Origin of the sequence: Nitrosomonas oligotropha, assembly GCF_009833085.1 — a bacterium.
GTDB classification, from domain to species: Bacteria; Pseudomonadota; Gammaproteobacteria; order Burkholderiales; family Nitrosomonadaceae; genus Nitrosomonas; species Nitrosomonas oligotropha.
This window is the reverse complement of the sequence record NZ_QRBZ01000005.1, coordinates 26,033-38,218: the sequence shown is the minus strand read 5'-3', so window position 1 is coordinate 38,218 and position 12,186 is coordinate 26,033. Positions and strand designations below refer to the sequence as shown.

14 protein-coding genes are annotated in these 12,186 nt (G+C 51.5%); 4 read left to right on the top strand and 10 right to left on the bottom strand.

The features are described 5' to 3' along the window. Positions 1 to 75 precede the first annotated feature (75 nt). Positions 76 to 729, bottom strand: a complete 654-nt coding sequence (locus ABD07_RS02365; RefSeq protein WP_240142380.1) for a c-type cytochrome — start codon at positions 727 to 729, stop codon at positions 76 to 78. A gap of 152 nt (positions 730 to 881) precedes the next feature. Between ABD07_RS02365 and ABD07_RS02360 the strand changes: the two genes are divergently transcribed. The 4 genes from ABD07_RS02360 to rdgB all read left to right on the top strand — a co-directional run bounded on the left by ABD07_RS02360 (position 882) and on the right by rdgB (position 3,690). After that, the gene (locus ABD07_RS02360) at positions 882 to 1,460 is read left to right on the top strand and encodes an SPOR domain-containing protein (RefSeq protein ID WP_240142379.1); all 579 of its coding nucleotides are present in this window, start codon (positions 882 to 884) and stop codon (positions 1,458 to 1,460) included. 69 nt (positions 1,461 to 1,529) lie between these two features. Continuing rightward, complete coding sequence (map, locus tag ABD07_RS02355) at positions 1,530 to 2,336, top strand: type I methionyl aminopeptidase (RefSeq protein WP_160816958.1); 807 nt, start codon at positions 1,530 to 1,532, stop codon at positions 2,334 to 2,336. 32 nt (positions 2,337 to 2,368) lie between these two features. Further along, positions 2,369 to 3,091, top strand: a complete 723-nt coding sequence (gene rph / locus ABD07_RS02350; protein ID WP_160816957.1) for a ribonuclease PH — start codon at positions 2,369 to 2,371, stop codon at positions 3,089 to 3,091. Then, positions 3,088 to 3,690 (top strand): RdgB/HAM1 family non-canonical purine NTP pyrophosphatase, encoded by a 603-nt coding sequence (gene rdgB, locus ABD07_RS02345; RefSeq protein ID WP_160816956.1) that lies wholly within the window; start codon positions 3,088 to 3,090, stop codon positions 3,688 to 3,690. The genes rph and rdgB overlap by 4 nt, the downstream gene beginning before the upstream one ends. Before the next feature lie 107 nt (positions 3,691 to 3,797). On the opposite strand, the gene ABD07_RS02340 is transcribed toward rdgB, so the two are convergent. The 9 genes from ABD07_RS02340 to ABD07_RS02300 all read right to left on the bottom strand — a co-directional run bounded on the left by ABD07_RS02340 (position 3,798) and on the right by ABD07_RS02300 (position 12,184). Further along, positions 3,798 to 5,423 carry a formate--tetrahydrofolate ligase gene (locus ABD07_RS02340; protein WP_160816955.1) on the bottom strand — a complete coding sequence of 542 codons (1,626 nt, stop codon included), beginning with the start codon at positions 5,421 to 5,423 and terminating at the stop codon, positions 3,798 to 3,800. A 172-nt stretch (positions 5,424 to 5,595) separates the two neighbouring features. After that, positions 5,596 to 6,465, bottom strand: coding sequence for a hypothetical protein (locus ABD07_RS02335; protein ID WP_160816954.1), 870 nt, complete (start codon positions 6,463 to 6,465; stop codon positions 5,596 to 5,598). Positions 6,466 to 6,935: 470 nt separating this feature from the next. Further along, a complete protein-coding gene (locus tag ABD07_RS02330; protein ID WP_160816953.1) occupies positions 6,936 to 7,160 on the bottom strand; it encodes a hypothetical protein in 225 nt (74 codons plus the stop codon). Continuing rightward, entirely contained in the window at positions 7,157 to 7,399 is a 243-nt protein-coding gene (locus tag ABD07_RS02325) for a hypothetical protein (RefSeq protein ID WP_240142378.1), read from the bottom strand. The genes ABD07_RS02330 and ABD07_RS02325 overlap by 4 nt, the downstream gene beginning before the upstream one ends. Before the next feature lie 68 nt (positions 7,400 to 7,467). After that, complete coding sequence (gene fghA, locus ABD07_RS02320) at positions 7,468 to 8,310, bottom strand: S-formylglutathione hydrolase (RefSeq protein WP_160816951.1); 843 nt, start codon at positions 8,308 to 8,310, stop codon at positions 7,468 to 7,470. 2 nt (positions 8,311 to 8,312) lie between these two features. Next, positions 8,313 to 9,419 (bottom strand): S-(hydroxymethyl)glutathione dehydrogenase/class III alcohol dehydrogenase, encoded by a 1,107-nt coding sequence (locus ABD07_RS02315; RefSeq protein WP_160816950.1) that lies wholly within the window; start codon positions 9,417 to 9,419, stop codon positions 8,313 to 8,315. After that, on the bottom strand, positions 9,416 to 9,925 hold the full coding sequence (locus tag ABD07_RS02310) for a low molecular weight protein-tyrosine-phosphatase (protein WP_160816949.1): 510 nt from the start codon (positions 9,923 to 9,925) through the stop codon (positions 9,416 to 9,418). Before ABD07_RS02310 ends, ABD07_RS02315 begins: the two co-directional genes overlap by 4 nt. Positions 9,926 to 10,160: 235 nt before the next feature. After that, positions 10,161 to 11,471 carry a S8 family peptidase gene (locus tag ABD07_RS02305; RefSeq protein ID WP_160816948.1) on the bottom strand — a complete coding sequence of 437 codons (1,311 nt, stop codon included), beginning with the start codon at positions 11,469 to 11,471 and terminating at the stop codon, positions 10,161 to 10,163. Further along, on the bottom strand, positions 11,471 to 12,184 hold the full coding sequence (locus ABD07_RS02300; RefSeq protein WP_160816947.1) for a zf-HC2 domain-containing protein: 714 nt from the start codon (positions 12,182 to 12,184) through the stop codon (positions 11,471 to 11,473). The genes ABD07_RS02305 and ABD07_RS02300 overlap by 1 nt, the downstream gene beginning before the upstream one ends. Positions 12,185 to 12,186 lie beyond the last annotated feature (2 nt).

Here is a 12,186-nt window from a genome sequence, read left to right as displayed (position 1 = left end):
CATTGCGCGCGTGAATGGCGGTAATAAAAAAGGCGGCAAATGCCGCCTTTTTACTGCAATAGACTTGAATCCGGTTTAACGCATAGTAGCAATATACGCTGAAACAGCGCGTTTTTCTTCCGGGTTCATGCGAGTAAGAACTTTGCGCATGACACTGTTGTCATTGGCGCGATCGCCGGTGTTAAATAAATTTAATTGTGTCATGGTGTATTCGGCATGCTGACCGGCAAGTGCTGGATAGCGAGGCGGAATGCCTGCACCCGTAGGGCCATGACAGCCCGCGCAAGCGGGTATCTCGTCCGACAAATTGCCGCCATGATAAAGAATTTTTCCCATCGCAATTAATTTCTCATCGGCTTCGGTAGCTGCTTGGCTTGGATTTGCTTTTTGGCTGGCATAGTACTCACCCAGCTTTTTCATGTCTTCCTGCGTGAGTGCTGCCACCATTGAGGACATAACCGAGCTATTACGTTTAGCGGGTTCGGTTCCGTTTGCTTTAAAATCCATCAGTTGCTTGGTGATATACTCCGCTTTTTGTCCGGCCAGGATAGGATTCATCGGGATGACGCTGTTACCATCCGCATTGTGACAGCCGGCGCAAACACCGGAAGCGATTTCTTGCGCACTGGCTGGAGCAGCAGGCGCGGCGCTGGAGTCAGCAGCTGCTTCTTCAGCCGCCAGAGGTGCAGCCATTGCAAGCGCTGCGAGCATTACCATATGTTTAATCATTTTCATATTTCGTGTCCCATTTAAGAGCATTCAAAAGTTGGTAGGTGTGTTGAAAATTAACGGCGTATTTTAACAAGGCGCAAGAGCATTAACAACAAAATTCAAATGGTCTTCATTATTTAATATTTTATTTTTCAATGAAAATAATCTTTATGCTGTTATTGATTGCTAACATCGCCTATCTGGCTGGCACACAGCTTTATTTTGACAGACAAAAAGGGAGCGCGCCGGTCTCGGTCAATCCCGAAAAAATCGTGCTGGTTCCGGCGCAGGAAAATTGTTTGCTGTGGGGCGATTTTTATGAAGAGCAGATCCGCTACGCAGAAACCGTGCTGACCGATTTATTTCCGGGTTTGATATACGACGCCGAGGAATCCAGTCAAACCACGATGTATTGGCTGTATATTCCACGCTATCCGAATAAAGAAGCGGCCAATCGTGAGATCAACAAGTTAAGGAATCTGGGTATCGTCAGTTTCCGTGTCAAAGACGACAATCAATGGCAGAATGCGGTATCGCTCGGCATGTTTTACGATCAGCAGGATGCGCTCAAGCAGTTACGGGAGATCGAAAAAAAAGGCATCACCAATGCTAAGATAGAAGAACGTAGCGTGATGCTGAAAAAAATTGTCATTCATAATCCGGCGCACATGGTGAAGGAGCAAATGCAAAAACTGGTCGAACAATTTGACGATACCCGTTTGGCTCAAGGCAAGTGTGAACGTTTATAATGGACAGCACTGCTGTAAAGCGGAATAATCCACGCTATCACTTCTATCACGAATAATAACTAAACAATAATGACGGTATCCATCAAAACACCGCAAGAAATAGAAACAATGCGCATTGCCGGCCGGTTGGCGTCGGAAGTCCTGGATTACATCGCACCCTATGTGGTGGCGGGTATTACCACCGAGGAATTGGATACGCTATGCCATCGCTACATGGTGGATGTGCAAGAAACCATTCCCGCGCCGCTGAATTATGCCCCATCCGGGCACACGCCTTATCCCAAATCGATTTGCACGTCGGTCAACAATCAGATCTGTCATGGTGTTCCCGGACCGAAAAAATTAAAGAACGGCGACATTGTCAATCTGGATATCACCGTGATTTATGAAGGCTATCACGGCGATACCAGCCGCATGTTTTATGTCGGCGAACCCTCGATTCAAGCCAAGCGTTTGTGCGAAGTAACCTACGAAGCCATGTGGCGCGGTATCGATGAAGTGAAACCGGGCGCTCATCTGGGCGATATCGGCTATGCCATTCAAAAGCTGGCGGAAGGTGTTGGCTATAGCGTGGTGCGGGAATTTTGCGGACACGGCATCGGCGCCAAATTCCACGAAAATCCGCAGGTGCTGCATTACGGGCGGCGCGGCACCGGCATGGAACTCAAAGCCGGTATGATTTTTACCATCGAACCGATGATTAACGCCGGTAAAGCCGCGATTCGGCACCTTCCGGACGGTTGGACCATCACCACCAAGGACGGCAGTTTGTCGGCGCAGTGGGAGCATACCGTTCTGGTGACTGACAACGGTTATGAAGTGCTGACCGTATCCGCAGGTTCTCCACCGAAACCGGTTTACCGTTTTTCCAGTTAATCAGTTTTCCATTCCCGCACAGAGTATAAATCATGACCCGAAGTCATCAGCGCACGGCCGGGCAAATCCGGCCCATTAGAATTACCCGTCATTACATCAAGCACGCCGACGGCTCCGTGCTGATCGAATGTGGCGACACCAAAGTCATCTGCACCGCTAGCATCAGCGAACAGATTCCGCCGTTCCTGAAAGGTCAGGGGCAGGGCTGGCTGACTGCGGAATACGGCATGCTGCCGGGTTCGACGCATAGCCGGATGCAACGCGAAGCGGCGAAAGGCAAACAAACCGGGCGCACCATGGAAATCCAGCGCCTCATCGGACGCGCTTTGCGCGCCGCAGTAGATCTTAAAAAACTGGGCGAGCGCACCATCCAAATCGATTGCGATGTTATCCAAGCCGATGGCGGTACCCGCACTGCCAGCATCACCGGTGCTTTTGTCGCATTGCACGACGCGATCCAGAAATTGCTCGATCAGAAACTCATCGAAGCCACGCCGATCATCGACCACGTTGCGGCGATTTCTGTCGGCATTTATGAAGGCACACCGGTTCTGGATTTGGATTACGTGGAAGATTCCGCGTGCGACACCGACATGAACGTCGTCATGACCGGCAGATTGCATCTCATCGAAGTGCAGGGAACCGCCGAAGGCAATGCCTTTAGCCGCGCCGAATTGAATACCATGCTCGACATGGCGCAACAAGGCATCGAAGAACTGATCGCCATCCAGCGCAATGTGCTGACGCAACCATGAGCACGCTGAAAAAACTGGTTATCGCCAGCAGCAATAAAGGCAAATTGCGCGAAATCGGCGAATTGCTCGCGCCGCTGGCCATTGAAGTGGTACCGCAATCCGAATATGCCGTGAGCGAAGCCGACGAACCGCACATCACATTCGTGGAGAATGCTCTCGCCAAAGCCCGCCACGCCAGCCGCTGCTCCGGATTACCCGCGCTGGCAGACGATTCGGGTATCTGCGTCAGCGCACTGGGCGGTGCTCCCGGCGTGAATTCCGCACGCTACGCCGGAGAACCCAAATCGGACGAACGTAATAACCAGAAATTAGTTGCAGCGCTGCAAAACCAAACCGACCGGCGCGCGTATTACTATTGCGTGATTGTGCTGGTACGCCATGCCGACGATCCGCAACCGATCATCGTCGACGGTTCGTGGCATGGTGAAATCATCGATCAACCGCGCGGCAGCGGCGGTTTTGGCTACGATCCCTACTTTTTCCTGCCCGCATTCGGTAAAACCTCCGCCGAATTAACCGCCGAACAGAAAAATCAAATCAGCCATCGCGGTCAGGCGCTGGCGCACTTGGTGGAAATTTTACAAGACGGGAAGTTTTGAATCGATAAAACGGGATGCTTGGTTGCGCCGGTATTCGGCAGGTAATTGTTAGCCGGTATTAAACTCACAATTCCCCATCGTCTTGCCACGGAGTTTTCAATCAACCCTCAAACGCCCATAATATCCCCATCGTCGCTTAGATCGATGCGATGCGCGGCCGGTTCGTGCGGCAGTCCTGGCATCGTGACGATATCGCTGGTCATCACCAGCAAATAGCCCGCACCGGCGGCGATGCGCACCGATTCCACAGGTAGCGGGAATGCTTCGGGGTGACCTACTTTGGCGGGGTCGCTGCTCAGCGACAGATGGGTTTTGGCGATGCACACCGGGAGCCGGTCGTAACCCAGCGCGCGAATCCGCTCCAGATCTTTCTGGGCTGTCCGGCTGAACTCGACTTCGCTGGCACCATAGATAGTGCTGGCAACAGCCGCAATCTTTTCTTCGGGCGAATCGTTCAAATCGTACAAATAGCGCACGGGCGGCTGCGGCCGGTTGGTCATCGCGACCACTGCGTGCGCCAACGCTTCAGCTCCAGCACCTCCATCGGTGAAGCCGGTGAAAATAGCGGTACTCAATCCAAGCTTAGCGCAGTACTGTTCGATAAGGCTTAGTTCGTTGCCGGTATCGCCAATGAAGCGATTGATGGCGATGACCGGCTCAAAACCGAAAGCCCGCACACTGTGTACGTGATGTTCTAAATGTGGCAGGCCGCGCTCGATTTCTTCGATACTGCCGGGACGGGAAGGATCGCCGCCGCCATGCACCCGCAGCGCCCGTGCGGTGACGACCAACACCACCGCGCTCGGCCATAAGCCGGAACTGCGGCATTTCAGATCGAAGAATTTCTCCGCGCCCAGATCGAAACCGAAACCCGCTTCCGTTACCACCCAATCGGCACAAGCAGCCGCCACTTTGGTGGCGATCACGCTGTTGCAACCATGCGCGATGTTGCCGAAAGGGCCACCGTGCACAAAAGCCGGTGCGCCTTCGGTGGTTTGCACCAGATTCGGCAGTATCGCATCGTGCAGCAAAGCCGCCATCGCCCCCGTTGCTTGCAGGCTTTGCGCCGTGACCGGATTGCCGGAACGATCGAATCCCACCAGGATACGCCCCAATCGTGCTTTGAGGTCGACGAGATCTTCGGCCAGACAGAGAATGGCCATCACTTCGGAAGCTGCGGTAATGTCGAAACCGGTTTCGCGCGGCACACCGTTGAGCCGTCCACCCAATCCGATCACCGCTTGCCGCAGCGAACGGTCGTTCATATCCAGCACACGGCGCCAGAAAATTTGACGATGCTCCAGATCCAGCTCACTGCGGAAATGAACGGCGTTATCGAGCAACGTGGCAAGCAGGTTGTGCGCCGCGCCGACGGCGTGCATATCGCCGGTAAAATGCATATTGATGCGCGTCGACGGTTCCAGCTGGCAACGTCCGCCACCGGTGCCGCCGCCTTTAATGCCGAAAACAGGCCCCAACGACGGCTCGCGCAACGCCAATGCAACGCGCTGCCCGATACGCGCAAGACCTTGCGCGAATCCGATAGAAACGGTCGTTTTCCCTTCGCCGGTGCGCGTCGGATTGATCGCCGAAACCAGCACGATTTTGCCTTTTGGTTGTGTACCTTTTTTCGGCAAAGCACCCAACCGCAGTTTGGCCATGTGTTCACCGAACAGCATGAAGTTGTCCGGTTGCAAGTTAAGCGTTGCCGCGATATCTACTATGGGGTGCATTTAATTATTTCACTCTGAGCTTTTAATCTCTTTCGGGTTTAATTTCGCATCTACTAGAGCGCAAGTAGGGAGGGAACTAGTAATTTGAAGAGTGTATTTAGTACATTGCAGATTACAGTGAGATGTTTTATCTAAAATAAATAACGAGGAATCTCAGTTACTATGCGGTACTTTAAGAGTCGGCAAAGTGATTTATTAATGGATAAAAATTAAGCTTACGATCATTCCAATCGTAACAGGCATAGTATAATTTGAGATTGTAAGTTTCTCGCAGGAATGAAATATACAATCGATCATCAGGCAGTGCTACAGCATCTCCAGCAACAACGAGATATAGCTTCTCATTGTGATTTGGGTAATGAGCATATTCCAGTAATTGGCCCAAGGCTTCGCGGATGCATCTTTTTACTGAGGATGCAGCTTTAACCTCGAAGATAAATTGTATGTCCTCTATCTTTACAGAGAGATCAATCCAGTTTTTTTCGTAGTCAACATCCGGGAAGTTTGTTTTCAGAAGTGTATGAATAGCATTCTGTAAACGATCATGCTTTGGATCTTGGGTTGTCGCGGGCACACTACGACGTAATCTTTGGTCCACTTTCTTCTGATTTGTCGAGCCGCATCTTGCGGCGGGTGGTTTTATTAGTTCTAGAAATTTATCAGTACTATCCACTTTGTATGAAAGATAGCGGGGATAAGTTTTTGAGAACAACTTTTGCTCTTTAAATGGTTCAGGAGGATCCAAAACCTCGCAGTCTTTTGGGTAAAAGCGAATGTTCACTATGTTCGTGGCAAGTGCATCTCTAATCTTATCTCCAGAAATCTTTAGCCTTTCGAGGTCAGCGCTCATCGCCTGGAGAATGTTGGCATCGCTAAGTTTCTTTACAACCTCGGTGGCCTCGGTCTCAGTGAGGACAATAGCTGATGCAATTCGACCAACCTTGCACCACAGGCCATCGGGATTCTTTGTATAGAGTAGAATCTCTATGTCTTGCCCTGCTAATTTTCTGCGTGACTTGGAGATAGCTTGGATGAAACCCACTCGATGTCCATCTACGAGGCACTCATGATTGAATAACCACTCCTCGTGGCCAAATCGATTTTCAGCGACGTATGAGCCTTTCTCCAAGCGAGATGCTTCGTCGGTTGGTCTTCGCCACCCCTCACTATTCCAGCATAGGCGACACAGCAGTGTAGTCATAGAATGGGCATTTAACTAGGAATTAAACATCTGAAATAAAAAATATATTGAGTCAATAATGAAATTTAATACGTTATTGTCCCTGGTATTTCTTTAAACAAACTTCCGCATAAAAATACACACATTGCTCACAGTAGATGATAAGAGATCATGACAGCGCATCCCGATGATACTTCAAATGCTCCCCAATAAACGTGCTGATAAAGTAACCCGTAAGGCGTAAGCCCGTCAGGGTGTTCAGCCGTTTTCAACATTAGGCTATATTTATGTTTTTGGCGGAACGCCTTACCAGACTTCCGCCCTACAAACTACTAAGCATGCGCAGAAATAACACGTTCAACAACATTTTCCGGTAACGATATGCAAGTAAAAGCAGTGGCCGGGTATAAATAATCTTCTCCAGATTCATCGATGACGCGAATCTGCCCATGCTTTTCCGCATCGACATCGGCTAATACTTCGTATAGTTTTCGAATTTCTAACGATACTTCATATCCACGATTATCAATACAAATTGCAAATTGATGTTTACTCATGATGTTATATCCCTATAACGTTTGATTTTGAACTCACGCTTGCCGATACCAGCTGCTTCATACCAATGAATTTCAGCCTCCCGGATTGATCCATCATGCAAGCGTATCATCGCATTACCTTTGCGTTTGCGCCAATTGCCCGGACCATGAATTTTTCGAAGCCGGTTTATCTCCCGAATACCGGAACCGCGAGCAATGGTTTCGGGGTGTTTGATTTCACCGATAATTTCAAAGTCCATGTGAAATTCTAGCATAACGAACTAAAGCTACTCAGTTGTTTATTGGCATAAATGTAATTAAATGAATGCTAACCAAGCTGCTCTCGATGATACTTCAAATGCTCCCCGACAAACGTGCTAATGAAGTAATAACTGTGATCGTAGCCTTGATGATAGCGCAGCGTCAGGGGTTGACCGGCGTCGCCGCAGGCTTGTTCCAGTGCTTCGGGGAAGAGTTGTGTGGTTAGGAATTGGTCGTTGAATCCCTGGTCGATGAGCAGATCGGGGACGCGGTGTCCGGCTTGGAGCAATGCGGTGGTATCGTATTGTTGCCAGTTTTGCTGATTCTCACCGAGGTAGTGGCTGAATGCCTTTTGTCCCCACGGGCAGCGCATCGGCGCGCAGATCGGGGCGAAGGCAGAGACTGAGCGGAACAGTTCGGGGTAGCGCAGCGCCAAGGTTAATGCGCCGTGACCGCCCATCGAATGGCCGAAAATGCCGATGCGATTCGGGTCGGCAGGAAATCGTTCGACGATGATGTTGCGCAGTTCCTGCGTGACGTAACTTTCCATGCGGTAATGCCGCGCCCACGGTTCGGCGGTGGCGTCGAGATAAAATCCTGCACCGGCGCCGAAATCCCAGGCATCGGTTTCACCGGGGATGCCGGTTTGGCGCGGGCTGGTATCCATGGTGACCAGCATCAAGCCGAGCTCGGCGGCGTAGCGCTGCGCACCGGCTTTGATCATGAAGGTTTCTTCGGTGCAGGTCAGTCCGGCGAGGAAAAACAGTACCGGAACGCGTTGCTGTTCGGTTTGCGGCGGTTGGTACACCGAGAAGCGCATCGGTAAACCAATGATCGTCGAGGGATGCTGGTAATAGCCTTGGATGCCGCCAAAGCAGTGGTACAGGCTGCGGGTTTCGAGTGTGGTCACGATCAGTAAATCACCACGGAACGGATCGATTCACCGGCTTTCATCAGGCGGAAACCTTCGTTGATGTTGTCCAGCGTCAGCGTGTGCGTGATCAGCGAGTCGATGTCGATTTTGCCTTCCATGTACCAGTCGACGATTTTCGGCACATCGGTGCGGCCGCGCGCGCCGCCGAATGCGGAGCCTTCCCATTTCCGTCCGGTAACGAGCTGGAATGACCGCGTGCTGATTTCAGCGCCGGCTTCCGCTACGCCGATGATGATGCTGCGTCCCCAGCCTTTGTGCGTGCATTCCAATGCCTGGCGCATCACTTTGGTGATGCCGATGCATTCAAAGCTGTAATCCGCGCCGCCGTCGGTCAGTTGCACCACGGCGTCGACGATGTTGGGCACGTCGTTCGGGTTGATGAAATGCGTCATGCCGAATTTGCGCGCCATCGCTTCGCGTTCGGGGTTGATATCGATGCCGATGATTTTGTCCGCGCCGACCATGCGCGCGCCTTGGATCACGTTCAAACCGATGCCGCCCAGACCGAACACTGCGACATTCGCGCCAGCCTCGACTTTGGCGGTGTAGATCACCGCACCGATGCCGGTGGTGACGCCGCAGCCGATGTAACACACTTTATCAAACGGGGCATCTTCGCGGATTTTCGCCAGTGCGATCTCGGGAACGACGGTGTAATTGGAGAAGGTCGAGGTGCCCATGTAATGGTACAGCGGTTTGCCGTCGATGGAAAAACGCGAGGTGCTGTCCGGCATCAAACCTTTGCCTTGGGTGCTGCGAATGGCCTGGCATAAATTGGTTTTTTTCGACAGGCAGAATTTGCATTCGCGGCATTCGGGCGTGTACAGCGGAATGACGTGATCGCCCTTGCGCAACGATTTGACGTTAGGGCCTACATCGACCACCACGCCCGCGCCTTCGTGCCCCAGAATGGCCGGAAACAAACCTTCCGGATCGGCGCCCGACAGTGTGTAGTAATCGGTGTGGCAAATACCGGTGGCTTTGATTTCGACCAGCACTTCGCCGGATTTGGGGCCGGTCAGGTCGATTTCTTCAATCGTCAACGGTTGACCGGCTTTCCAGGCGACAGCGGCTTTTGTTTTCATGGGAATTGTCCTTGTTGTGTATTGATAGTGCGCAGATGCGCCAGCAGGCCTTGGCTGGCTTCCTCGACCATGTCCAGCACCAGCTCAAATCCTTGTTGCCCGCCGAAATAGGGATCGGGCACTTCGGTATCCGCCTCGCTGCTGGGCGCATATTGCATGAATAATTGGATCTTGTTGACATGCTGCCGCGGGCTGCGTTGCAGCAGTAACGTGAGATTTTCCTTGTCCATCGCCAGAATATAGTCGAATTCCTCAAAGTCGCTGGACTCTACCGCACGGGCGCGCAGTTCGTGCATTTTGTATCCACGCTGTAATGCCGTGCTTTGCGCGCGATGATCCGGCGGATCGCCGATGTGGTAGGCGTGGGTTCCGGCGGAATCCACGTGAATCAGATGATCAACCCCGGCGGATTTGACATGGTGCCGGAATACCGCATCCGCCGTTGGCGAACGGCAGATATTGCCCATACAGACAAATAGTACTTTTATTTTTTTATCCTTGTTCATAACCCATCAATTCAAATCAGATTGCAAAAGCAGCAAGTTCAAACGGAATCGTTTGAAAAATGCAGCGCAGAGATTAACACGACACCGCGCAAAACGAAATTCGGCTGCGTTGCGCGGCGCGCAAATACGTTCAGTCTGCTGTAGTTAATTTTACCGGGTGAAGCGGGGTTGTGAAACCTGGCGGAGTGAAATGCTGCGGCGATACGATGCGGAAGCGTTATTTCAAGTGATGAAATTAACTTCCTGTGTGCTGTTTATGAGCTTTTGAGGTTTTTACGCTGATGGTGCTGAACAGTTTGTTTTTGCTGAACAACTGATAGAAAGTGGGTTCGTTCGCTTTTTCCAGCAATCTGGAGATCTCTTGATGCGTCAGGTTACGGTTGATTTGCAGCAGCAAGGCGGTAAGGCCGGAGACGTGGGCTGTCGCGAGGGAATTACCGGACACAAAATCGTACGCGCCCTTGGGTAATGTCGTCAGTATTTCTTGTCCCGGCGCGGAGATGGCGAGGTCACTACTGCCATGGGACGATGGCACGATGGTGTTATGCGTGCTGCGAACCGCGATAACGCCCGCTTGTTGCGCCGGAAAGCCGGATTTGCTGTCGTTCCTGTCCGCTTGCGAAGCGACGATGATCATGCCTTTTTGCACGGCTTTTTCGATTAATCTGGCCAACAGCGGATCATGCGGCCCGGTTAAGCTGAGATTGAGCACATCGACTTTCATTTGGATCGCGGTATTGAGCGCGAGCGCCAAGGTAAAGCTGTTGCAAGCTGCCTCGAAACTGCCGGTTTTGATTTCCCAGCAGGCTTTCAATCCGATCACCTGACTATCCGGCGCGATACCGACGATGCCCTGTCCATTGTTTGCTTTGGCCGCAATGACGCCCGCTATGGCGGTGCCATGCAGATCGTTGAACGATTCCGGGGATTTCCGGGTGACAAAATCCTTGGTTTGCTGAATCTGGCCTTGCAAATCGGGATGTGTCGCGTCGATTCCGGTATCGATTATGGCGATGGTTACATTTTTGCCGGTTGTATGATGGTGTATTTCGGCCAGATTCATCGACTGGATATTGAATTGCAGGCGGTAATAAGGATCGCTGTAGCTATTCGCCATGACCTTGAAAGTGCTCATCGTTTGAACATTATCGACACGGTCGTCCTCGCTTAAGGCTTTGATGATTGCGTCCACGGATTGGTCTTCGTCAATCAGATAGACGACACAATGCTCACCGATTTCCCGGATTGGCCACTGCGACAGGATGGTCAGTTTGTAATCCGCTTCGATACTCGAAGCTACTCTTTTTCCCCAGGTTGAACTGCTGTATTCGCCTCTGCGGCGATAAGATTGGTTCGCCACGCCAACCGGGATGCGGTCGATGTGCTTGTCGGCGTAGGTGACTAAGATGATCCGGTCGGCTTGCGTGCTATCGAAAAGTTGAGGATCGGCAAAAAATTCCTGCTCCGCACTGGCAGGTGAAACGACCAGCATCGCCATCAGCAACGAAAAGAAAAAGGCGTGGATGCGCACGCGATGAGTTTGCATTAGCGTATATCCTGACCGGCTGGTTGCAATCCTTGAACCCGTTCGGCAAAAATAATCTGGTTATTGTTACGTAAATGGGCGATGGCAGCGTCGATCTCTTGCGGACGGGTATGCCGGTCACCGATTTGAATTTCATAAATGCCATTTTCCGAAGGCCCTTGAACGATATGGCCCGAGACGCTATGCAAGATGGCTCCGATTTGCTTGAGGTCCGGTTGATCGGCGAAGACGATACGTACCAAATTGTGCGCCGGTGTGTTTTCCGGTGCGCTGGCGAGTGTTCTGTATTCCGCTGTCAACGCAGGTTCATTTACCGGTAAATGCAACATAAACGGCATTGCCAGCAATAATAAACTCGCTGCTAAGGCAATATGTTTTACAAAAGTGGGAGATTGTCCGGAAGAAGGTTTGGATTCTTCGCCGGGCTGGTTAGGCCGGGTAACAGGACGGATTACAGATTGCCGTTCAATGCGCTTTCTCAGTTGCGCGAAAGCAGCCTGCGAAACTTGCCGCAAGAGATCCGTTTGTTGCATTTCTTCAAATAGTTGCTGTTGCTGTTGCAGCTCAATCCGACAGGCTATGCACGTCCTTATGTGATTTCTCACCCGATCTTTCTCAACAGCATCCAGGGAGTGATTCACATACCAGGGCAGGAGATTCCATACTTTCTGATGCTCGTTTTTACCCGTGACATTGATCATTGTAGAAGACATCG

Bases quoted from the DNA above. Each gene is read 5' to 3' on its own strand.
- ABD07_RS02365 (WP_240142380.1), bottom strand. From the start codon at position 729: ATGATTAAACATATGGTAATGCTCGCAGCGCTTGCAATGGCTGCACCT.
- ABD07_RS02360 (WP_240142379.1), top strand. From the start codon at position 882: ATGCTGTTATTGATTGCTAACATCGCCTATCTGGCTGGCACACAGCTT.
- map (WP_160816958.1), top strand. From the start codon at position 1,530: ATGACGGTATCCATCAAAACACCGCAAGAAATAGAAACAATGCGCATT.
- rph (WP_160816957.1), top strand. From the start codon at position 2,369: ATGACCCGAAGTCATCAGCGCACGGCCGGGCAAATCCGGCCCATTAGA.
- rdgB (WP_160816956.1), top strand. From the start codon at position 3,088: ATGAGCACGCTGAAAAAACTGGTTATCGCCAGCAGCAATAAAGGCAAA.
- ABD07_RS02340 (WP_160816955.1), bottom strand. From the start codon at position 5,423: ATGCACCCCATAGTAGATATCGCGGCAACGCTTAACTTGCAACCGGAC.
- ABD07_RS02330 (WP_160816953.1), bottom strand. From the start codon at position 7,160: ATGAGTAAACATCAATTTGCAATTTGTATTGATAATCGTGGATATGAA.
- ABD07_RS02325 (WP_240142378.1), bottom strand. From the start codon at position 7,399: ATGGACTTTGAAATTATCGGTGAAATCAAACACCCCGAAACCATTGCT.
- ABD07_RS02315 (WP_160816950.1), bottom strand. From the start codon at position 9,419: ATGAAAACAAAAGCCGCTGTCGCCTGGAAAGCCGGTCAACCGTTGACG.
- ABD07_RS02310 (WP_160816949.1), bottom strand. From the start codon at position 9,925: ATGAACAAGGATAAAAAAATAAAAGTACTATTTGTCTGTATGGGCAAT.
- ABD07_RS02305 (WP_160816948.1), bottom strand. From the start codon at position 11,471: ATGCAAACTCATCGCGTGCGCATCCACGCCTTTTTCTTTTCGTTGCTG.
- ABD07_RS02300 (WP_160816947.1), bottom strand. From the start codon at position 12,184: ATGTCTTCTACAATGATCAATGTCACGGGTAAAAACGAGCATCAGAAA.